Origin of the sequence: Streptomyces sp. WMMC940, assembly GCF_027460265.1 — a bacterium.
Lineage (GTDB): Bacteria > Actinomycetota > Actinomycetes > Streptomycetales > Streptomycetaceae > Streptomyces.
Window position 1 is genome coordinate 5,097,251 of record NZ_JAPZBC010000001.1, and the last position, 21,299, is coordinate 5,118,549.

The 21,299-nt window shown below is 72.4% G+C and carries 16 protein-coding genes and 2 tRNA genes; 15 read left to right on the forward strand and 3 right to left on the reverse strand.

Annotated features, from left to right (window positions below; genetic code table 11):
* The first annotated feature begins 32 nt into the window (after positions 1-32).
* Both O7595_RS22345 and O7595_RS22350 read left to right on the forward strand, forming a co-directional pair.
* On the forward strand, positions 33-644 hold the full coding sequence (locus O7595_RS22345) for an SCO2584 family spore wall biosynthesis protein (protein WP_269730417.1): 612 nt from the start codon (positions 33-35) through the stop codon (positions 642-644).
* 107 nt (positions 645-751) lie between these two features.
* Positions 752-1,852 (forward strand): SCO2583 family membrane protein, encoded by a 1,101-nt coding sequence (locus O7595_RS22350; protein ID WP_269730418.1) that lies wholly within the window; start codon positions 752-754, stop codon positions 1,850-1,852.
* Here the strand turns inward: O7595_RS22350 and O7595_RS22355 are convergent.
* The gene (locus O7595_RS22355) at positions 1,837-2,940 is read right to left on the reverse strand and encodes a M48 family metallopeptidase (RefSeq protein ID WP_269730419.1); all 1,104 of its coding nucleotides are present in this window, start codon (positions 2,938-2,940) and stop codon (positions 1,837-1,839) included. The genes O7595_RS22350 and O7595_RS22355 overlap by 16 nt on opposite strands.
* Before the next feature lie 287 nt (positions 2,941-3,227).
* Between O7595_RS22355 and O7595_RS22360 the strand changes: the two genes are divergently transcribed.
* The 8 genes from O7595_RS22360 (at position 3,228) to O7595_RS22395 (ending at position 8,622) form a co-directional block, all read left to right on the forward strand.
* Positions 3,228-3,389: a hypothetical protein gene (locus tag O7595_RS22360; RefSeq protein ID WP_171053089.1), complete on the forward strand. Its 162-nt coding sequence runs from the start codon at positions 3,228-3,230 to the stop codon at positions 3,387-3,389.
* A gap of 38 nt (positions 3,390-3,427) precedes the next feature.
* The gene (nadD, locus tag O7595_RS22365) at positions 3,428-4,048 is read left to right on the forward strand and encodes a nicotinate-nucleotide adenylyltransferase (protein WP_269730420.1); all 621 of its coding nucleotides are present in this window, start codon (positions 3,428-3,430) and stop codon (positions 4,046-4,048) included.
* Positions 4,049-4,067: 19 nt separating this feature from the next.
* Entirely contained in the window at positions 4,068-5,855 is a 1,788-nt protein-coding gene (locus O7595_RS22370) for a LytR C-terminal domain-containing protein (RefSeq protein WP_269730421.1), read from the forward strand.
* Positions 5,856-6,030: 175 nt separating this feature from the next.
* Complete coding sequence (rsfS, locus tag O7595_RS22375; protein ID WP_138055274.1) at positions 6,031-6,471, forward strand: ribosome silencing factor; 441 nt, start codon at positions 6,031-6,033, stop codon at positions 6,469-6,471.
* On the forward strand, positions 6,468-7,127 hold the full coding sequence (locus O7595_RS22380; RefSeq protein WP_269732581.1) for a histidine phosphatase family protein: 660 nt from the start codon (positions 6,468-6,470) through the stop codon (positions 7,125-7,127). Before rsfS ends, O7595_RS22380 begins: the two co-directional genes overlap by 4 nt.
* A gap of 281 nt (positions 7,128-7,408) precedes the next feature.
* Positions 7,409-7,481, forward strand: a tRNA-Ala gene (locus O7595_RS22385).
* A gap of 373 nt (positions 7,482-7,854) precedes the next feature.
* Positions 7,855-8,088 (forward strand): hypothetical protein, encoded by a 234-nt coding sequence (locus O7595_RS22390; protein ID WP_026277450.1) that lies wholly within the window; start codon positions 7,855-7,857, stop codon positions 8,086-8,088.
* A 461-nt stretch (positions 8,089-8,549) separates the two neighbouring features.
* Positions 8,550-8,622 (forward strand) — tRNA-Ala (locus O7595_RS22395).
* Positions 8,623-8,682: 60 nt separating this feature from the next.
* Here O7595_RS22395 and O7595_RS22400 read toward each other — a convergent pair.
* Together O7595_RS22400 and O7595_RS22405 are read right to left on the reverse strand one after the other, a co-directional pair.
* Positions 8,683-10,269, reverse strand: coding sequence for an NADH-quinone oxidoreductase subunit NuoF family protein (locus O7595_RS22400; RefSeq protein ID WP_269730422.1), 1,587 nt, complete (start codon positions 10,267-10,269; stop codon positions 8,683-8,685).
* Positions 10,266-11,789: a hypothetical protein gene (locus O7595_RS22405; protein ID WP_269730423.1), complete on the reverse strand. Its 1,524-nt coding sequence runs from the start codon at positions 11,787-11,789 to the stop codon at positions 10,266-10,268. Before O7595_RS22405 ends, O7595_RS22400 begins: the two co-directional genes overlap by 4 nt.
* Before the next feature lie 553 nt (positions 11,790-12,342).
* On the opposite strand from O7595_RS22405, the gene leuS reads away from it, so the two are divergent.
* The 5 genes from leuS to O7595_RS22430 all read left to right on the forward strand — a co-directional run bounded on the left by leuS (position 12,343) and on the right by O7595_RS22430 (position 20,972).
* Positions 12,343-15,234 (forward strand): leucine--tRNA ligase, encoded by a 2,892-nt coding sequence (leuS, locus tag O7595_RS22410; RefSeq protein ID WP_269730424.1) that lies wholly within the window; start codon positions 12,343-12,345, stop codon positions 15,232-15,234.
* A 151-nt stretch (positions 15,235-15,385) separates the two neighbouring features.
* Positions 15,386-16,174, forward strand: coding sequence for a hypothetical protein (locus O7595_RS22415; protein WP_269730425.1), 789 nt, complete (start codon positions 15,386-15,388; stop codon positions 16,172-16,174).
* Between the two features lie 190 nt (positions 16,175-16,364).
* Positions 16,365-17,210 carry a DegV family protein gene (locus O7595_RS22420; RefSeq protein WP_269730426.1) on the forward strand — a complete coding sequence of 282 codons (846 nt, stop codon included), beginning with the start codon at positions 16,365-16,367 and terminating at the stop codon, positions 17,208-17,210.
* 619 nt (positions 17,211-17,829) lie between these two features.
* Positions 17,830-18,471, forward strand: a complete 642-nt coding sequence (locus O7595_RS33680) for a ComEA family DNA-binding protein (protein ID WP_332328210.1) — start codon at positions 17,830-17,832, stop codon at positions 18,469-18,471.
* Positions 18,468-20,972 carry a ComEC/Rec2 family competence protein gene (locus O7595_RS22430; protein WP_269730428.1) on the forward strand — a complete coding sequence of 835 codons (2,505 nt, stop codon included), beginning with the start codon at positions 18,468-18,470 and terminating at the stop codon, positions 20,970-20,972. Before O7595_RS33680 ends, O7595_RS22430 begins: the two co-directional genes overlap by 4 nt.
* Positions 20,973-21,299: the final 327 nt, after the last annotated feature.

Genomic DNA, 21,299 nt, shown 5'->3' on the forward strand with positions numbered 1-21,299 from the left:
CGAAAACCCACGGCCAGGTCTACCCTGAAGTCGTGCCGGACGACGTGGGGGGCAGGCCGTTCCCGGACGGCTGGGAGCCCGACGACGACCGCGGAGGCGCGGACCAGGACTTCGCCTCCGTGGTGTTCGACGAGGACTTCGTACGGGCGGCCGAGATCCATGAACCGAGCGCCGTGGAGCGGCTGCTCGCGGCCGCACAGGCACGTGCCGAGGCCGAGGCGGCCCGCGCCCGCTCCGGGGTCGGCCCGGCCGACGACGACCTCTACGACGACGGCTACGGCCCCGCGGGCGAACACGGCCGGGAGCGCGCCTACGGGGACCTCGACCCCGACGGTCCCGACCGCTACGCGGACCCCTACGGGCCGCACGGCGGCGCGCTGCGGCCCTACCGGGGCTCGGCCCGCTGGCACCGGCCGGTGGCCTGGGTCCTCGCCGTGGTGATGGGCGTCGGCATGGTCGCCCTCGCCTTCACGGCCGTGTACCGGGGAGCGGCCGCGAACCGCCAGGACCGCGTCCCGACACCCGCCACCACCACCGGTGTGGACGCGCCTGTCAAGGGCGACGTCCCCGACCGGGTCACGGGCCCCTCCGCCTCGGCCCAGTACTCCGCGCCTCCCGTCTCCGCGGCCCCCCGCACGCCCTGACCCGGCGCGTCCCGTCCCGCGCATCGGCGCCCGGCGGTTCCCCGCGCGCCGCAACCCGGCCCGCGGCAGCGCGTTTACGCGACCCTCCGCAGACCTACTCTGAAGATATGGCAGGGCGTGGAGACCCACCTGAGGGGACACCCGAGGGGCTCCCCGGCGGAAACGACGACGAGTACCGGTCCGTCGTCTTCGACGAATCGTTCGTCCGTGCTGCCCGCCTCCAGGAGTTCTCCGCGCAGGAACGGATGGGCGACCACGCCAAGGCCGTCCGCAGCCGCCCCGGACGGGGTCTGCACAACGGACCCAGGCATTTCCTGGTGCTGATGCTGCTGATCGCCATGGCCTTCGGCACCGCCGTCTACATGGGCGTGCGCCATCCCTACCGGCCGCCCGAGACCCAGCCCGTCCAAGCGCTGCGGAGCATGGTCGTCCCGCTCGCCCCCGAGGGGTCCGTGCCCGGCGGCGACCCGGCCGGACTGTACGCCCGCAGTCCCGCAGCCGACTTCCCTGTCGGAGCGGCCGGCATCACCCTTCCGGCCGTACGGCACACCAAGAATTTCTCGGACGACCAGGTGATGACCGCGCTCACCATCGCCAAGGACTACCTGGTGGCGTCCTCCCTCGACCCCGCGGTGCTCACCGAGGGCGCCGTGCGGCCGGTGCGGGTGCTGCTCGACCCGGACCAGCTGAACCAGTTCGACCGGTCGATGAACGCTCCCGAGGACGACGGGCGCCACGCGGCGACCGGCTGGCTCGTCCGCTTCGACCCGGACAGGATCACCCTGGCCGCCCCGGAGGTGCGGGTCCGGGGCACGCTGGCCTTCGCCGAAGCCGGCCCCGACGCGCTGGAGGTGACCTCGGACCACACCTTCGCCTACGCGGTGCGGCCCGCGGGGAAGGAGACCGGTACGCCCACCGCCGCGGACGGGGAGGCCGTGGACAACGCCTCTCTCTTCACCGTCCGGCGCCAGCTGCACTTCCGCTTCGACCGCGACGACCTTCGCACCCACCGGGCCGAACTGCTGCTCAGCCATGTGCAGGCCGGTCCCATGTCCTGCTCGGCCGACGCGGCCGCCGTGTTGGAGCCAGTGCCGGCGGGCCGGCGGGCGACCGGCGAGGGACCGGCAGGCACCGACCCGTACGACACGGGCCGCGCCGTCGCCGCGGTCTGCGGGACCCTCGTGACCGGCACTCAGCCCTCGGGCTGACCCGTCGTCCCCGGACCGCCGTCCTTCGGAGAGTTCCCGTGGCCGCCGCCACGGTTCCCGCCCGCCGCCGGGCCGGTGAACCTGTCGCGCAGCCGGCCGCCCAGGTCGCCCGCGCCGCCGGCTATGTCGCCGACCAACTTCATCAGCGGATCCTTGCTGCTGCGCACCGAGTCCGCGTAGTGCGAGGCGGACTCGCGGAACGAGTCGGTGACGGAGGTTTCCTTGTCCTCCGTGCGCCGCGGGTAGTGGCCGTCCATGATCCGCTGGTAGTCGCGGCTCTCCGCCCACTTCTTCAGCTCGGCGGCGCGCACGGTGGTGAACGGATGTGTCCTCGGCAGCATGTTGAGGATCTTCAGCACGGAGTCCCGGAGATCGCCCCCCGCCTCGTACTCCTCGGCCTGCTCCAGGAAGGCGTCCACGTTCATCTCGTGGAGGTGGTTGCCGCCCGCGATCTTCATCAGACCGCGCATCGAGGCCTGCAGATCCTGGCCCACCAGCAGTCCTGCCCGGTCCGCGGACAGCTCCGACTTGCGGAACCACTCCCGCAGCGCGGTCACGATCGCCATGACCGCCACATTGCCCAGCGGGATCCAGGCCACCTTCACCGCGAGGTTGGTGAGGAACAGCAGGATCGTGCGGTAGACGGAGTGGCCGGAGAGGGCGTGCCCGACCTCGTGGCCCACGACCGCCCGCATCTCCTCCTCGTCCAGCAGCTCCACCAGACCGGTGGTGACCATGATGATCGGCTCGTCCAGGCCGATGCACATGGCATTGGGCTTCGGGTCCTGGGTGACGTACATCTGCGGGACCTTCTCCAGGTCCAGGATGTAGCAGGCGTCGCGCAGCATCGTGTGGAGGTGCGCGAACTGGGCGTCGCTCACCCTCACCGAGTCGGAGAGGAAGAGCAGCCGCAGACTGCGCTCCGGCAGCAGCCCGCTCAGCGCCTTGAACACGGTGTCGAACCCGCTCAGCCTGCGCAGGGCGACGAGCGCCGAACGGTCCGCCGGGTGCTCGTACGCCCGTGAGGAGATCCCCGGGAAGCGTGTGCGGTGCCTGCCCGGTACGTTCTCGGAACTGCTGTCGGTCATGGTGCCCCCTGGTTCCTCATGCGTCCTGCCGTCGTCGCGAGTCGTGCCCCGTCCCCCCCGACAGACCCCACACTAGGCGCTGGGGTTGCGATGCGGCGGGGGCTGTGGACAACTCCGCCGGGCCCGGTTTCCACAGGGCGGAGCCCGCCCGGCGGACACCGCGCGCGCCCGTGGAACCGGGACTGCGAAACCGACAACGACTGAGTCGGCGTGAGGGTGCCCGGAGCGCACGCATACGATGTGCCCGAAGTCTCCGCTCCGACTCCGATCGATAGGGCCTGCAGAAGATGAGTCTCGCCAGCACCGCCGCCACCCTGGTCACTCTCGCCGAGGGAGCCGAGCACGGTGGCAGCCACCAAAGCCTCAGCCCCTACCTCACCGGTTTCGGCGCGCTGGGCGCGCTGCTCCTGCTGCTGTGGATCACCACCCGCTTCAACCGCGACCGCTGAGACGGATCCGAACGGCCGTGCCAGTAGGCTCTGCACGCATGGGACAGCAGGAAGCGCCTACGACCGGCCGCGGAAAACGCCGACTCGGCGTCATGGGCGGGACGTTCGACCCGATCCACCATGGACACCTGGTGGCCGCCAGCGAGGTGGCGGCCCTGTTCCACCTCGACGAGGTGGTGTTCGTACCGACCGGACAGCCGTGGCAGAAGAGCCACAAGGCGGTGTCGCCGGCGGAGGACCGCTATCTGATGACGGTCATCGCCACGGCTTCCAACCCGCAGTTCTCCGTCAGCCGCATCGACATCGACCGCGGCGGACCGACGTACACGATCGACACGCTGCGGGACCTGCGGGCGCTCAACACCGACTCGGACCTCTTCTTCATCACCGGGGCCGACGCGCTCTCCCAGATCCTCACCTGGCGGGACGCCGAGGAACTGTTCTCACTCGCGCACTTCATCGGTGTCACCCGGCCGGGTCACGACCTGACCGACGACGGGCTCCCGAAGGGCGGCGTCTCCCTCGTGGAGGTGCCCGCGCTGGCGATCTCGTCCACCGACTGCCGGGCGAGGGTCGCGCAGGGCGATCCGGTCTGGTATCTGGTGCCGGACGGTGTGGTGCGCTACATCGACAAGCGCCAGTTGTACCGCGGCGAGTGAGCCACGGAGAGGGGCACCGGTGAACGACCAGCAGAACCCGTACGACCCGTACTACCCGCAGCAACCGCAGATCATCGGCTACGACGAGTACGGGCAGCCGGTCTACCAGCAGCCCCAGCACGACCCGCAGTCCCACGGTTACGACGCGTACGGCCGGCAGTCCCGGGACCGGCACCAGTCGCAGTACCAGCAGCCGACGCCCCCGGCGTCCCAGGGGTACGGCTACGACCCCTACGCGCAGCCTCAGCAGCACCCCCAGTCGCAGCAACCGCAGTCGTACGACCCGTACGGCCGGCAGCAGCCCGGTCCGCACCCGCAGTCCCAGCAGCCGCAGGAGGGCTACGGCCACGACGGCTACGGCCACGACGGCTACGGGTACGACACGGGCCGGCAGGCCGCCGTCGACACCACCGGGCAGTGGAGCGTCCCGCCCCAGCAGCAGCCCGCCGCCCCGCAAGGGTCCGGCGAACGGCTCCGTCCGGCTCCGCCCGGTCCGGACCGGGGCGCCCCCGCCGTACCCGGACGGCGCCGCCCCGCGGGCGGCGGCGACGGGGACTACCGCACCGAGCAGTTCTCCTTCGTGGAGGAGCCGGACGAGGACTCCGAGGACGTCATCGACTGGCTGAAGTTCACCGAGAGCCGCTCCGAGCGCCGTGAGGAGGCGAAGCGGCGAGGGCGCAACCGGACCGTGGCGCTCGTCGTCGTCCTCGCCCTCGTGCTCGCCGGCGGCGTCGGCTACCTGTGGTACGCGGGCAAGCTGCCCGGCACCTCCGACCCGGCGGGCGCGCAGACCACCGCGACCGGCCCGCAGAAGCGGGACGTGATCGTCCTGCACCTCCACAACACCAAGAAGAAGGGCACCTCGACAGCCCTCCTCGTGGACAACGCCACCACCAAGCAGGGCACCACCGTCCTGCTCCCGAACTCGCTCTCCGTCGCCGACGACGAGGGGAACGCCACCACTCTCGGCAAGTCCGTCGACGAGGACGGCACAACCGGCACGCGCGAGTCGATCGGCAACCTCCTCGGCACCCGGATCAGCGGCACCTGGCGGCTCGACACCCCCTTCCTCGAGAACCTCGTCGAACTGGTCGGCGGCATCGACATCACGACCGACACCGTCGTGCCCGGCGCGAAGAAGGGCGAGGCACCGTTGGTGAAGAAGGGCGAGAACCAGACGCTCAACGGTCGCATGGCCGTCGGCTACGCCACGTACCGCGCGCCCGGAGAGGCCGAGGCCGACCAGCTCCAGAGGTTCGGCCAGGTCATGTACGGCGTGCTGCGGAAGATGCCGAGCGACGCCGAGGCCGCCACGGTGACCGTCGAGACGCTGGCCCAGATCCTGGACCCGTCGCTCCCCGAGAAGGATCTCGGGGCGTCGCTCGCGAAGCTCGCCGAGCACGCCAAGGGCGGCGACTACAAGACCGCCGTGCTGCCCGTCCAGGACGACGGCAGGCTCAGCCAGGAGGCGAGCGACAGCGTGGTCAAGGACGTCCTCGGCGGCCGTGTGAGCGCACCGGAGCAGGGCGCGGCGGTCCGCGTCGGCGTCCGCAACGCCAGCGGCGACGGCGACGCGACCGAGAGCACCAGGATCGTCCTGGTGAACGGCGGCTACGCGTTCGTGGACGCCGGCGAGGCGGAGCCGGAGTCGTCGACGCAGGTCGTCTACGGTGACGCGACGCAGAAGCAGAACGCCGTCGAGGTCGCCAAGACGCTGGGCCTGGACGAGAGCGCGGTGGAGAAGGGCAAGGCTGCCTCGAACGCCGACGTGCTGGTGGTCCTCGGCCAGGACTACGAACCCAGGTGATCCGCCGCCGTCGTGAGTCGCGGGGCGGAGGGCTCCGCGGGCCCGGGTGATCCGGTCCCGCGCCTCCGGGCGGTCCGGCGGAGGGTGCGGAGCGCTGCCGCGGTGAACGGCCGCGTGGGTTGTCGGTGGTCCGTGAGACCCTGGAGGGGTCCCGACCGCCGACGAAAGCCTGCTTGTGACCGCTACGGACCGTTCCCTCGAGCTCATCAACGTCGCCGCACAGGCGGCAGCGGACAAGCTCGCGCACGACATCATCGCCTACGACGTCAGCGATGTGCTGTCGATCACGGACGCATTCCTCCTCGCCTCCGCCCCGAGCGACCGCCAGGTCAAGTCGATCGTGGACGAGATCGAGGAGAAGCTGCTCAAGGAGCTCGGCGCCAAGCCGGTGCGCCGCGAGGGCGACCGCGACGCGCGCTGGATCCTGCTCGACTACGTCGACGTCGTGGTCCACGTCCAGCACAGCGAGGAGCGGGTCTTCTACGCCCTCGAGCGGCTGTGGAAGGACTGCCCGGAGCTTCCGCTGCCCGAGGACGCGCTGAAGACGCGTGGCAAGGCGGAGGAGCACGCCAGGCTCAGCGGGGACGGCAGCGGATCGGACGGTGAGCTGAGCTGAGCCGCAGCGACACCGGCAAGGGCCGCGGCCGTCGCATCGTCCTGTGGCGGCACGGCCAGACGGCCTGGAACCTCGAGCGCCGGTTCCAGGGTTCCACGGACATCGAGCTGACCGAGACCGGCGTCAACCAGGCACGCCGGTCCGCGCGGCTCCTGGCGTCACTGAAGCCGGACGCGATCATCAGTTCGGACCTGAAGCGGGCGGCGACGACGGCCGACCAGCTCGCCTCGATCACCGGTCACGAGGTCACCCACGACTCCGCACTGCGCGAGACCTACGCGGGCGTCTGGCAGGGCCTTACCCATGAGGAGATCGTCGAGCGCCACGGCGAGGAGTACGCCGCCTGGAAGCGCGGCGAGCCCGTGCGCCGAGGCGGCGGTGAGCTGGAGACCGAGGTCGCCGACCGGGCCTCGCCGGTCGTGCTGCGCCACGCGGACAAGCTGCCCGACGGGGGCACGCTCGTCGTCGTCAGCCACGGCGGCACCATCCGCACGACGATCGGCCGGCTCCTGGGCCTGGAGGCCCACCACTGGGAGGGCCTGGGCGGCCTCTCCAACTGCTCCTGGTCCGTCCTCGGCGAGGGCGCCAGGGGCTGGCGCCTGCTGGAGCACAACGCGGGCACCCTCCCCGAGCCGGTCCTCGGCGACGACGACTGAGCAGGCCGTACGGCAGGGTCCGTGGGCCCGCTCCATCGCCGTCCCGTGCGGGAAGCACTCGGTGGCCCCTCAGGATCGCTTCCGAGGGTGCTCAGGGTGCCGGGCGGCCGCGCTCCGGCACCTCCCGCCGGCGGTCGCGTGGCCCCTCCTGGACCACCGGCGGGCCCGGTACGGACCCGCCCCGGGCCCGCCGGACGGCCCGAGACCGGTCGGATTTCACTTTCCGGCTGGTCACAGGCTAAGGTTCTTCTTGTTCGCAGCGCGGAGCGCGAAGAACGCAAGGGGCTATAGCTCAGTTGGTAGAGCGCTTGCATGGCATGCAAGAGGTCAGGAGTTCAATTCTCCTTAGCTCCACAAGCACCACCATCCGGATCCCGTCCCCCGCAGGGGGCCGGGATTTCGTGTTTCCGTGGCCCGTTGCGCGCCCTCGACCCCACGGTCGTGGTGATCTCCGGAACGATGACGCACCGGTTCGCCGACGCCGATGACCCCCATGCCCCGCCATGGCAGAATCGGGACGGCTGAAGGGGGATGAAGGCCTGGACGGGAGGGAGAGGCGATGCCCGGAGGCGGCAACGAGGAGAACGACGACCAGCTCCTCGCTGCGGATGCCCGTGCCGCCCTCAGCTGTCCTTCATGCGGTTCGTCCCACGTTGCCCAAGTGCTCGGCGACAACGGAGGTATCTCGTACGTGTGCACCGCCTGCGGCCACAGCTGGAGCTGAATGATGGGTGCACACCGGAGGAAGTGCGACTGGTGCGGCAGCGGCACGCCGATCGTCCGGGACATGGACCCGGTCAACCCCGAGTACCAGTACTGGTGCGAGGAGTGCGCGCGGGCACTGATCATAAAAGGCGACCCCATCGAGACCTACCGTGAGCTCGAGGGGGAGCCGATCTACGGACGGCTGCTCGACGAACACTGCACGCTCAAGCGCTTCTACTCCTTCGCGACCGCCTGACGCCCCCGAGCCTCCGCCCCGCACCGCCGAGCCCGCCGCACGGCGACGGCCGCGGGCGCGGAACTGCCGGGAGGGTCATGCCGCCCGGACGCGGGGCGAGTTCGGGCGGCAGGGGTCGCGGCGCGCCCACCACGACGCGTACGAGCGTCGGACCGTCCCGGCGCCGTGGAAGGCGGCCGGTTCGCGGCCTCTCGGGCGAACGGGTCGACAAGGAACATTCCGGCCGCGTGTCGCGCCCTTCCGGACGCCGCGAAAGGCAGAGGCAGGCGCATGCCGCGCCGAGGGCGCGTGTGTCGAGCCTTCGGACGGAGGGGGGCTCGTCGCGATCACGGTCGTGAGAGCGGACGGCATCGCCCGTGCCGGTGGGACCGGAAACGATTTGGTGAACCACCGGGGGGACCGTGTAATGTTCTCTGTGTCGCCGCGGGGGAGACCCGAGGAAGTGAAGGGGCCGACGGCAAGGGGCTATAGCTCAGTTGGTAGAGCGCTTGCATGGCATGCAAGAGGTCAGGAGTTCAATTCTCCTTAGCTCCACAGAAGCTCGTCAGGGCACACGGAAGAGGGCCATCCGATCGGATGGCCCTCTTCCGTGTCTCAACCCTGGCCGCTGCCAAGCGCCTTGCGGTCACCGCCGGGCGGCAGGGCCGGCTTGCTGCCCCGCGGGGCCGGCGCCTGCTCGATGCGCAGCGCCAGGGCGGGACAGCGGCGCACGCCACGCTGCGCGCGCCCCCGCAGATGCATCGGAACCGCTGCCTCCGCCACGGAGGGGTAGCCGTCGGCGCCCATGCGGATCAGCTCCGGCACGATCTCCGCGCAGATGCCGTGGCCCTGGCACAGCGTCCAGTCCACCGCGAGCTTCTCGCCGCTCGGGATGGACTCCTGAGCCTCCTGACCGCCGGGCCCGGGCAACGGCAGGACGCCGACGGTCTCCCGGCCGCAGCCGCCGTGCAGGACGTGCGCGGCCAGGTCGTCCGTGAACGCCGACAGCGTCGACGAGAAGAACCGGGCGGAGCCGTCGGGGTGCTTGCACGCCCCCCGGCCCTTGACGGCCTGCGTGACCTCGCGCAGCGCCTCCAGGGCGGCCGGCCCGCCGCCGTTGATCACGTCCGACAGGCCGCCGGCCGCCGCGGGCAGACCGAGCTTGCACGGGCCGCACTGGCCCGCCGTCTCGGCCGCGAGCCAGTTGGCCACGCGCTGCGCCTCGCCGAGCGGGCATGTCTCCTGGCCGATCGGGAGGATCGCGCCGGCGCCGAGTGCCCCGCCCACATTGGCCAGCGACTCCCGCGAGATCACGGCCTCGTGGGTCGCGGCGGCGTCGATCCAGTTGCCGTGGTAACCACCGGTCAGCACGCCCTGGGGCACCGGCGGGGCACCCGCGAGCTGCAGCACGTACCGCATCGGCACGCCCGTCGGCACCTCGATCACCATGGGGCGCGCGACCGCCCCGGAGACCGTCAGCATCACCGTGCCCGGTTCGTTCTCCAGGCCCGTGTGGCCGTACCTGCGGGCCCCGATCCGGGCGGCCACGGCGAGCTGTGCGAACGTCTCCGCGTTGGACAGCAGCGTCGGCGCCCCGGCCACACCGGACTCGGCGGCGCGCTCACGGCGGCCGGGAGGCAGCGCGGGGCCGCCGTTGATCGCCCGGATGATCGCCGAGGCCTCGCCGGAGACCATGCGCTCGGGGTTGCGCTGCACCCGAGCGCGCAGCTGCTGTCCGCGCCGGTCGGAGAGGCCTCGCTCGGCCAGCGCCGCTCGTATGGAGATCTCCGTGGAGTTGCGGGTCACCGCGACGATCAGGGTGCGGGCGCCCAGGGCCTCGGCGGCGAGCAGCGCGCCGTCCAGGATGAGGTGGGGTGCACGGTTGACCATCACCGTGTCCTTGCGGCAGGCCGGTTCGTCCTCACTCGCGTTGATCACCACGACGGGCCGCACACCCCGGCGGATGGCGGCCTTGGCCACGGCCCGCAGCTTCTGGGCGAACGGGAAGCCCGCGCCGCCGCGGCCGCGCAGGGATATGTTCTCGGCCAGCTGGGCCAGCCGCTCGCCGCTCATGGGTTCGAGCGGGCCGTGCACCTTCAGGTGCATGGCCAAGTCGAGACGCTCGACCAGGTCGAATCCCTGGGTGAGCTGGGGCAGGCCGACGACGCGGACTTCCGGGACATCGGGGAGGGGGGCGTTCACGGTCGTTCTCCTGCAGGTGCGTTCCAAGGTTCCCCGGCCGTGGGCGGATACAGCGGGCCGGGCGGCGGCTGGGTCTCGTCGAACGAGCCCTGGAAGGGCTCGGCGGACGGGATGCCGTCGTAGCCGCCGGGGGTGCCGGCGGTGCCGTACGGGGAGACGGGGTCGTACCCGGCGCCCGGCGACGCCGCGTACGCGTCGCCGTACGGGGAGGTCGTGCCGGTGTCGTACGGAGCCGACACGGGCGGCGGGGGGAAGGCCTGGGCCGGCGGCGGCGGGGACGGCGTCGGCCAGCTCGGGGGGCGGGGGGAGGAGTCGTCGGGGACGACCGGCAGCTCCTCGGTCATGGGGATGCGCTCGGCGAACGGCACGTCGTCCGAGGAGCGCCCCTGCGGCGCCGTGGGGCCACCGGTGCGCGGGGAGGGGTCACCCGCCCGGGAAACGGCGCGGTAGGCGGCGGAGATCCCCGTTCCGGGACCGTCGCCGGACGTCGGCCCGCCCATCGCCTGGCCGGCGCCGGGGAAGGACCCCGTGGCCGTGGCCGGCTCGGACGCGGGGGCCGGTGCCGTGTCGTAGAGCTGCTGGGTGGCCTCGTACAGCTGCGGGGAGGGGGCGGCGAGCCGGCGGGGCCCGCCACCCGAGACGCCGAGCGGCTGCCCCAGCGGGGACCCCAGCGGTGAGCCCAGCGGGTCGCCGAGGTCGGCGGCGGCGCGCGGGAAGTCGCGTTCGAAGCGCGCCTGGGGCTGCGCGGGAATGCCGGACGTACCGGGGAGGGGCGCCGACGCCATGTCACGCACGCTCTGTTCGGTGGCTCCGGGGACATCGCCGGACGTGCCGGTCAGGTTCATGATCCGCTCGACGAGCTGCCGCTTCACCGGCAGCGGCAGCAGCCGCAGCGAGACGGCGGCGGCGACTCCGAGCAGCGCCAGGCTGTACATCACGGTCACCCAGCCGGCGGCGGGGCGACCCGCGTAGAGGCCGTGCACGAGAGCGAAGCACCAGGCCGGGTAGGCCAGCATGTGCAGTGCCCGCCAGCGTCCCGCGAAGCGGCCGTTTCCGGCGAGTGCGCTGCGCGCGGCGCCGGTCGAGCCGGCGACGACCATCAGCAGGCCGGCGAGCGAGCCGAAGCCGATGAGCCCGGACGTGCCGGTGATGCCGAGGCCGAACGGTACGAGGGCGCCGATCAGTTCGACGTGGTCGAGCGAGACCTTGACCGTGGCGTGCAGCAGCAGGAAGCCGAGTGAGGCGACGGCGGTGCTTCTGTGGATGGCCTGGGCGAGCAGGCGGTGGCGTGTGGAGAGGAACACGCGGTCGGTGGCGATGAGGCCCCACGCGACCGATGCGGTCAGGGAGACCAGGGACAGCACGCCGGCGGCGAAGTCCAGCGCGGCTCGGAAGGCATCGTTGCCAACGATGGCGAGCAGCGGGACGAGCACGAGAGCGGCGGCGATCAGTCCGCCCTGCGCCTGGCGGCTCAAGCCCGGTTCACCGGGCGACGAACGGATCTTGCGACGAGGGTTCATGGGGGCTCCGAATGGTGCGGGAAAGCGGTCCCGTCGTCGCACTCTAAGTGGCGTCATACCAATGGGTACGAGTTTTCGAGGTTTAGTGGTCAGCCTGACCGACAACTGACTCTGGGGTTGCCCCGGATAGGGGTGATACGCCGAGTAACTCGGGCTGTCCGAAACGGTTCTTCACTCATGTGGGCGATGCTCTCTACTCACCCTGCGGGACTCCGCCTCCCTCCGGGAGTGTTCCGGTGGAGCGGACGACGCCTGGCAGGCCGGACATACGGGGCCCCCGGCTCCGGTTCCGGGACAGGGCCGTGGCGCGGTGTTCCCGCCGGTCCCCGCGGCGCCGCCCCTTCCCCGGCGGGCGGACACTCCGTGCGGCGGGAAGGCGGCCTGCTGTACCCTGACGCCATGCGTGCCGTACGCCTTCTGCTTAGCGAGCCGCGCTGATCAGTCCCGACCGGTGATCTCCCGGTCGGAATCGGCGCGGCGTCCCCTCCTGTGCGAGGGGATTTTTCGTTTCAGGCAATCGCAGGCAGAGACGATCGATGGAGCTTTAAGGATCATGAGCGAGACGAATTCCGCCCCCGTGGCCCCCGGCACGGGTGGGTCCACCTCCGCGGAGGCGGCCGCACCCCACCGCTACACGGCGGCCATGGCCGCCGACATCGAGGCACGCTGGCAGGACTTCTGGGACGCCGACGGCACGTACGAGGCACCCAATCCGAGCGGTGATCTGGCCGGGGACGCCGACCTCGTGGCCCGCCCCAAGAAGTTCATCATGGACATGTTTCCGTACCCGTCGGGTGCGGGCCTGCACGTCGGCCACCCCCTGGGCTACATCGCCACCGATGTCTACGCCCGGCACCAGCGCATGACCGGGCACAACGTGCTGCACACCCTGGGCTTCGACGCGTTCGGCCTGCCCGCCGAGCAGTACGCCGTCCAGACGGGCACGCACCCTCGCGTGTCCACCGAGGCCAACATCGAGAACATGAAGATCCAGCTGCGCCGGCTGGGCCTGGGGCACGACAAGCGCCGGTCGTTCGCGACGATCGAACCGGACTACTACAAGTGGACCCAGTGGATCTTCCTGCAGATCTTCAACTCCTGGTACGACGAGGACGCCGGGAAGGCCCGCCCGATCGACGACCTGGTCGCCCAGTTCGAGAGCGGTGAGCGCGCCACCCCGTCCGGGCGTCCCTGGAGCGAGCTGAGCGCCGTCGGCCGCGCCGACGTCCTGGGCGGCTACCGCCTGGCGTACGCCTCGGACGCCCCGGTCAACTGGTGCCCCGGGCTGGGCACCGTGCTGGCCAACGAGGAGGTCACCTCCGAGGGCCGCTCCGAGCGCGGCAACTTCCCGGTCTTCAAGGCCAACCTGCGGCAGTGGAACATGCGCATCACCGCGTACGCGGACCGGCTGCTGGACGACCTGGACGCGCTGGACTGGCCGGAGGCCATCAAGCTGCAGCAGCGCAACTGGATCGGCCGCAGCGAGGGCGCGCGCATCGACTTCACCGTCCACGGACACGACGACGCCCGCATCACGGTCTTCAGCACCCGTCCCGACACCCTGTTCGGCGCCACCTACATGGTGCTGGCGCCCGAGCACGACCTGATCGACTCGGTCCTGCCCGCCGAATGGCCCGAGGAGGCCCGGGGCAAGGACGCCTGGACCGGCGGCGCGGCCACCCCGGCCGAGGCCGTCGCCGAGTACCGCAAGCAGGCCCAGACCAAGAGCGATGTCGAGCGCCAGACCGAGCACAAGGACAAGACCGGTGTCTTCACCGGCGCCTACGCCGTGAACCCGGTCACCGGCAAGCGCATCCCGGTCTTCGTGGCCGACTACGTGCTGATGGGCTACGGCACCGGCGCGATCATGGCCGTCCCCGGCCAGGACGAGCGCGACTGGGAGTTCGCCGAGGCGTTCGGCCTGCCCATCGTCCGCACCGTACGGCCCCCGGAGGGCTGGGAGGGCGAGGCGTTCACCGGCCAGGGCCCGGCGATCAACTCCTCGAACGACGAGATCTCGCTGGACGGCCTGGAGGTGACCGAGGCCAAGGCGAAGATCACCGACTGGCTGGTGGCCAAGGGCATCGGCGAGGCGACCGTCAACTTCCGCCTGCGGGACTGGCTGTTCAGCCGGCAGCGCTACTGGGGCGAGCCGTTCCCGATCGTCTACGACGAGGACGGTGTGGCCCACGCTCTGCCCGAGTCGATGCTGCCGCTGGAGCTGCCGGAGGTCGACGACTACTCGCCGCGCACCTTCGACCCGGACGACGCCGACACCCGGCCCGAGACCCCGCTGTCGCGCAACGCGGAGTGGGTCGACGTCGAGCTGGACCTGGGCGACGGGGTCAAGCGGTACCGGCGCGAGACCAACACCATGCCGAACTGGGCCGGTTCGTGCTGGTACGAGCTGCGGTACCTGGATCCGCACAACGCCGACAAGCTGGTCGACCCGGCGATCGAGCAGTACTGGATGGGCCCCCGCGAGGGGCAGCCGCACGGCGGTGTGGACCTGTACGTGGGCGGCGCCGAGCACGCCGTGCTGCATCTGCTGTACGCCCGCTTCTGGTCCAAGGTGCTGTTCGACCTGGGGCACGTCTCGTCCGCCGAGCCGTTCCACAAGCTGTACAACCAGGGCATGATCCAGGCGTACGTCTACCGGGACGCCCGCGGTTTCCCGGTGCCCGCCGCCGAGGTCCGGGAACACGACGGCAGGTTCGTCCACGGTGACGAGTCCGTCAGGCGCGAGCTGGGCAAGATGGGCAAGTCCCTGAAGAACGCGGTCACCCCGGACGAGATCGCCGCCGAGTACGGTGCAGACACCCTGCGCCTGTACGAGATGGCGATGGGCCCCCTGGACGTCTCCCGTCCCTGGGACACGCGTGCCGTCGTCGGCCAGTACCGGCTGCTGCAGCGTCTGTGGCGCAACGTCGTCGACGAGGCCACCGGTGAGGTGACCGTGGTGGACGCGGAGCCGGACGAGGCGACCCTGCGCGCCCTGCACAAGGCCATCGAGGGCGTCGGCCAGGACATGGAGGCGATGCGCTTCAACACCGCCATCGCCAAGATCACCGAGCTGAACAACCACCTGACCAAGACCGGCGGCCCGGTCGCCCGCTCGGTGGCGGAGCGCCTGGTGCTGCTGATCGCGCCGCTGGCCCCCCATATCGGCGAGGAGCTGTGGCGCCGGCTGGGCCACTCCGGCTCGGTCGTCCACGAGGCCTTCCCGGTGGCCGACCCCGCGTACGTCGTGGACGAGACCGTGACGTGCGTCGTGCAGGTCAAGGGCAAGGTCAAGGCCCGTCTGGAGGTCTCCCCGTCGATCGGTGACGGGGAACTGGAGTCGCTGGCCGTGGGCGACCCGGCGGTCGTGGCCGCCCTGGGGGGCGCGGGCATCCGCAAAGTGATCGTGCGGGCGCCGAAGCTGGTGAACATCGTCCCGGCCTAGCCGGGACCGCTCACGGGCCGGGCCCGGCAGTCCGCCGGGCCCGGCCCTGATCTTTCCCCTACGGGCAGGTTGGGGGTTCCGCCGGAACCCTCGGCCCGCCCCTTCCGTTTACCGTGGGAGGACACACCGCATACGACTCGGAGGGGCGCCCATGGAAGCCGTCATCCTGATCCTGGCGCTGCTCTTCGTCGCCTTCGTGACGCTCGGGGTGTACGTGGGCGTCAAGGCGCTCGGTGCGGCCAAGCGGGGTGTGGACCGCACGATCGGCCAGGCACGGCGCACCGTCGAGGACACGGCGCTGCGGGCGAAGAGCTTCGGGCAGGTCGGCGTGGCCGGCGAGCTGGCCCAGCTGAGGCTCCGTCTGCGCACGTCGATGAGGGCCACACAGGAGGCCCTGCACGCGGGCGTCGCCGAGGACGCGTCGCTGCGGGAGTCGATCGGCCTCTTCGAGCGGCTCAGCGTGCACGGGCGGGAGCTGGACGAGGAGCTGCGGCGGCTGGAGCGCGAGCCGGACCGCGGCAGGACCACGGAGCGGCTTCCGCAGCTGCGTGAGCGGGTCGAGCGGATCACGCACTCCGCGGAGTCGCTGCGCTGGGCGGCCCGGGACCGGGCGCGGTCGTTCGCCGAGGACGACCTGGAGTCGCTGACCGCCCAGATCGACGTGGAGGCGGGAGCCCTGCGCGACTGGTCGCGCGCCGAACCGGTGTGGCCCGAGCAGGCCGCGGAGCCCGGGCACCCGCAGCCGGCACAGGGACCGCAGGCATCGTCGGGGCGGGCTCCGCGGCCTTCGGCGGCCGCGACGGGCCCGGAGCAGACCTCGGGCGAATCGGAGCCGGGGGGGACGGGTGCTCAGGAGCCCCGGGCGATCCCGCCACGGGACCCCCGGCTCTCGATGAGGTACTCGTGGGACAAGTCCGCCCGTCCGGAGACCTCGAACTAGAACACGGAGCTCGCCGTTCGCAGACGTCGAACCAGGACACCGAGCTCGCCGAGGGCGCGTTCCCGGTGGGCGCCGAACGCTCCGCCGGACGGCCGGGCTGCCCCGGACGGAGGCCGTCCGCCGAACGGAAGCGCGTGGTGGGGCGGGGTCGGGCTCCCGTGCGGCGGCTCCTGCGGGTAACCTCCCGCTCATGTCCCGCCATGTCGCGATCGTCACCGATTCCACGGCCTACCTGCCGCCGCAGACGATGGAGTCGCATGGCATCACAGCGGTGCCACTGACCGTTGTGCTGGGGAACCGAGCCCTCGAGGAGGGCACCGAGATCTCGGCCCGTTCCCTCGCCCAGGCGCTCCAGAAGCGCCGTGCCGTGACCACGTCCCGGCCGAGCCCGGAGACCTTCGCGGCCGCCTACCGGGCCGCGGCGGAAACCGGGGCGACCGGCATCATCTCGCTCCATCTGTCCTCGGAGTTCTCCGGCACCTACGACGCGGCGGTCCTGGCGGCCCGGGAGGCACCCGTCCCGGTCAGCGTGGTCGACACCGGCATGGTGGCGATGGCGCTGGGATTCTGCGCCCTCGCCGCGGCCGAGGCGGTGGACGCCGGTGGCTCCCTCGACGAGGCGGTGGCAGCGGCCGAGAAGCGCGCCGCGGGCACGTCCGCGTTCTTCTACGTCGACACCCTCGACTATCTGCGCCGGGGCGGCCGTATCGGCACCGCCCAGGCGTTGTTCGGGTCCGCGCTCGCGGTGAAGCCGTTGCTGCAGTTGGAGGGCGGCCGGATCGAGCTCAGGGAGAAGGTGCGCACGGCCTCCAAGGCGATCGCCCGGCTGGAGGAGATCGTCGCCGAGCGCGCCGGTACGGGACCGGTGGATGTCGCGGTGCACCATCTCGCCGCGCCGGAGCGGGCGTCCGCGTTGGCGGAGCGGCTGCGGGAGCGGGTGCCGAATCTCGGGGAACTGCACGTCAGCGAGGTGGGCGCGGTGATCGGCGCGCACACCGGGCCCGGACTGCTGGGGGCAGTGGTCTCACAGAGGTGAGGGTGCCGCGATGGGCCCGTGCGTGCAGGGTGGTGGTGCGGGGCGCGGGTCGTGCCGTGGGCTTGCCGGTCCGGTACCGTCTCGTTGCTCCGGAGAGTGACCGAGTTTTCCACAAAGGCCCGGTTTTCCACCGGAATTGAGGCTGCCCAGCAAGGTCGAGCGGAGATGCCTACCGTCGGATGGCATGAGTCACCGATCACGCTCTGCGACCAGCGGCCCGGGCCGTGAGCCTGCCTCGGACGGTCGTGTACGCCACCGACGGCAGCGGCCGCGCTCCGGGAGCCCCCCGGTGTCGGACCCATCCGCCCCCTCGCCTGCGGACACGGCGCCGCCGACGGCGGCGCGGTCACGCGCTCACGCCCTCTTCCGGACGTCCGGCGCGCCAGGGACGGTGACCGGCCCGCCTGCGCGCTCCTGGGGGCCCGCGGCCGCTGGGCCACCGGCGCCGGATCTGACGACGGCCGAGGCCGAAGGTGTGCCGGACGTCGCTGCACCCCCCGTGCCGGGCCGCGTCCGGTCCGTGCCGCCGGCCGGCTCGCGTGTCCTCTCAGGAGAGGGCCGAGCGACCGCTGGCGGGCCGTCGCTGCCGGAGCGGACACGGCTGGCCCTGGCCGAGCGGATGCCGTCGTGGGTGCGGCTGCGCTGCGGGCTGGAGCCGAGGGCACTGGCCGCTCTCGCGGTGGTCCTGGTCCTGGGGGTGGGCCTGGCGGTGCAGCACTTCTGGTCCGGGAAGCCGGAGCCGGTGCGCGCGTCCCAGCTGGTCGGGGAGGTCCCGCCCGCTCCGGAGGTGACCCGGCCCGGGCCCTCGCCGGGCCCACCGCCCGCGCGTGAGCCCGCCGGGCGCATCGTCGTCGATGTGAGCGGCAAGGTCCGGCGGCCGGGCGTCCTCCGCCTCCCGGTGGGGTCCCGGGTCGCCGACGCGCTGCGGGCGGCGGGCGGGGTGAAGGAAGGCACCGACCTCACCGGCCTCAACCGGGCGCGGGTGCTCACGGACGGCGAGCAGGTGGTCGTGGGTGTCCCGCAGCCTCCCGGCCCGCAGGGGCCGCCGGGCGGGGCTGCCCCGGGCGCGGGACCACTGAGCCTCAACACCGCCACGGTGGAGCAGCTCGACACCCTGCCGGGTGTGGGCCCGGTGCTCGCCCAGCACATCCTGGACTACCGCACCGAGCACGGCGGCTTCCGCTCGGTCGACGAACTCCGCGAGGTGACGGGGATCGGCGACCGCCGGTTCGCGGACCTGGAACCGCTGGTGCGGCCGTGACCCGGGCGCCCGCGGATTCCCCCGAGTCCCGGCCGGAGGCGGTCGGACCCCGTGAGGAAAGCCCGGCCGATCTGCGTCTGGTGCTTCCCGCGCTGGCCGCCTGGGGCGCGACGGCCCTCGCTCTGACGGCGCGGCCGCCCTGGCCGGGCATGACGGTGGTCGTCTGTGTCGCCGTGGCGGCCGCGCTCCTGTTGTCCCTGACCGTCCGGGCGGCACGCCTGCGTTCCTGGCAGGGAACCGGCAACAGGGTCGCTGCCGCAGCCGTGCTGCTGTGCACCGCCGCCGGTACGGCCGCCGGGGCACTGCGCGGCGCGGATCTGCACCGGGGGCCGGTGCCCGACGCGGCGCGGCAATACGGCCCGGTCACCGCCGAGTTGACCGTCACCAACGATCCGCGCACGACACGGCCGAGGGTGGGGGGCGATGGGGCGGCACAGACCGCAGTCCTGCTGGAGGGACAGGTCGTCCGGGTCACCACGCCGGAGGGGGAGTCCATCACCACCAGGGCGCCGGTCCTGGTGATCGTCCGGCCCGGCGAAGCAGCCCGCCCATGGCTGGGTCTGCTGCCGTCGACCAGGGTCACCCTCACCGCCCGGGCCGAGCCACCGGCGGAGGGAGAGGGCCGGTTCGCGGCCGTACTGAAGGTGCGAGGCACGGGGCCGCCCCGCGTCACGGGGCCGCCGACCCCGGCGCAGCGCACGGCGGGGGACCTGCGTGCGGGGCTGCGGCGGGCGACCGAAGGGCTTCCACCGGACGCACGTGCACTGCTTCCGGGGCTCGTCGTCGGCGACACCTCCCGCATCGGTGCCGAGCTGCACGAGGCGTTCAAGGCGACTGATCTGACACATCTGTTGGCGGTATCCGGCAGCAATCTGGCGATCGTCCTGTTCCTGCTCATCGGCCCACCGGGTCGCGCACTGAGAGCGGAACGAGGCGGTCTGGCACCCCGGTTGGGCATCTCACTGCGCGCTACAGCACTGTCCGGCGGCGCACTCACCCTGGGTTTCGTCGTCGTGTGCCGGCCGGAACCGAGCGTGCTGCGTGCCGCGGCCTGCGGGGCGATCACCCTGCTGGCCATCGGTACCGGCCGGCGCAGATCCCTGCTCCCGGCGCTGGCGGCGGCCGTGTTGCTGCTGGTGCTCTGGGACCCCTGGTCGGCCCGCACCTATGGGTTCCTGCTCTCGGTGCTGGCGACGGGCTCCCTGCTCACCATCGCCCCGCGCTGGAGCGCGGCGCTGCGCCGGCGCGGAGTGCCGGGACGAATCGCGGAGGCTCTCGCCGCGGCCGCGGCGGCGCAGGCGGTGTGCGCGCCTGTCGTGGTCGTGTTCGCCGAGCGGATCAGCCTGGTGGCGATCCCGTGCAATCTCCTCGCCGAACCGGCCGTGGCGCCCGCCACGGTGCTGGGGTTCGCGGTGCTCGCCGCGGCGCCCGTCTCGACAACGGCCGCGGAGCTGCTTGCGCGCTGTGCCGGCTGGCCGGCCGGGTGGATCGCCGGAGTCGCCCGCACCGGGGCCGGCCTGCCCGGGGCGCAGGCCGAGTGGCCCGGCGGCTGGTGGGGCGCTCTGCTGCTGGCCGCCGTCACCGCCGCGGGGCTGCTGTTGGCCCGCGGCCTGGCCCGGCGGCCCTGGCCGGCCGTGGGGTGCGCCCTGCTGCTCGTACTCGCTGTGCTGCGGCCGCCCCCACTGACCAGGATCGTCACCGGCTGGCCGCCGCCGCGCTGGTCGTTCGCCATGTGCGACGTCGGGCAGGGCGATGCCACGGTGCTGTCCGCGGGCGAGGGGTCGGCCGTCGTCGTGGACGCCGGGCCGGACCCGGCACTCGTGGACCGGTGCCTGCAAGAACTGGGCGTCAGGAGTGTGCCGCTGCTGTTGCTGACCCACTTCCACGCCGATCATGTGGCGGGGCTGCCCGGCGCGCTGCGGGGCAGAACCATCGGTGCGATCCAGACGACGTCCCTCGAAGAACCGCGTGACCAGGCCGAGTTCGTGCGCCGGACCGCGTCAGCCGCGGGCGTGCCGTTGATCCGGCCCGGGCGGGGGGAACGACGGCGTGCGGGAGGGCTCACCTGGCACGTGCTGTGGCCTGCCCCCGGCCCCGCACCGGGCCCCGGTGCCAAACCGCGGGAGCCGAACGACGCGAGTGTCACGCTGCTCGTGCGCACGGACAGCGGTGTGTCGCTGCTGCTCCTCGGGGATCTCGAACCCCCGGCGCAGCGAGGGTTGATACGGGCCCACCCGGCCCTCCCACGCGTCGACGTTCTCAAGGTCGCCCACCACGGCTCGGCGTACCAGCACCCCGCCCTGCTCGCCGCGGCCCGGCCGAGGCTGGCGTTGATCTCCTGTGGCCGGGACAACCCGTACGGGCATCCGTCGCCCCGGACCGTCTCCGCACTGCGGTCGCAGGGCGCCCTGGTGATGCGCACCGACACGGAGGGCTCGATCGCCGTCACGGGCTCCGGCAGGGGTCTGCGTGCCGTGGTCAGCGGGGCCCGGGCGCCGTGAGCTCCTCACCGCGGATCGGCAGGTGCGCGGCCTGGTGCGCCGTCCCGGGAGGGTCCCGACCGCCTGGTCGGCCCGTTCGGGCCGTCGGGCCCACACCGACCAGGCGCCTGTTCGGTCGGCCTGGGGGCGGGCCGGCCCGGCCCCCGGTGGGAAGTTGCCCTTGGTCGGTTCGGTCGAGGGGTGGGGTCGGTGGTCCGGTCCTTGGCGGGGTCCGGTCTCGGTTGGTTCGCTCCGGGGCCGGGTCCAGCAGGTCGGAGCCGGCAGGCTCGGTCCGGTCCTGGTCGGGTGCCGCCGGCCGATCCGGGTGGTCTCTCGTCCGGTGAGGGC

What these genes read in the sequence shown, in the direction of transcription:
- O7595_RS22350 (WP_269730418.1), top strand. Translation starts at nt 752, where the DNA reads ATGGCAGGGCGTGGAGACCCACCTGAGGGGACACCCGAGGGGCTCCCC.
- O7595_RS22355 (WP_269730419.1), bottom strand. Translation starts at nt 2,940, where the DNA reads ATGACCGACAGCAGTTCCGAGAACGTACCGGGCAGGCACCGCACACGC.
- O7595_RS22360 (WP_171053089.1), top strand. Translation starts at nt 3,228, where the DNA reads ATGAGTCTCGCCAGCACCGCCGCCACCCTGGTCACTCTCGCCGAGGGA.
- nadD (WP_269730420.1), top strand. Translation starts at nt 3,428, where the DNA reads ATGGGACAGCAGGAAGCGCCTACGACCGGCCGCGGAAAACGCCGACTC.
- O7595_RS22390 (WP_026277450.1), top strand. Translation starts at nt 7,855, where the DNA reads ATGGGTGCACACCGGAGGAAGTGCGACTGGTGCGGCAGCGGCACGCCG.
- O7595_RS22405 (WP_269730423.1), bottom strand. Translation starts at nt 11,789, where the DNA reads ATGAACCCTCGTCGCAAGATCCGTTCGTCGCCCGGTGAACCGGGCTTG.
- leuS (WP_269730424.1), top strand. Translation starts at nt 12,343, where the DNA reads ATGAGCGAGACGAATTCCGCCCCCGTGGCCCCCGGCACGGGTGGGTCC.
- O7595_RS22415 (WP_269730425.1), top strand. Translation starts at nt 15,386, where the DNA reads ATGGAAGCCGTCATCCTGATCCTGGCGCTGCTCTTCGTCGCCTTCGTG.
- O7595_RS22420 (WP_269730426.1), top strand. Translation starts at nt 16,365, where the DNA reads ATGTCCCGCCATGTCGCGATCGTCACCGATTCCACGGCCTACCTGCCG.
- O7595_RS33680 (WP_332328210.1), top strand. Translation starts at nt 17,830, where the DNA reads ATGCCGTCGTGGGTGCGGCTGCGCTGCGGGCTGGAGCCGAGGGCACTG.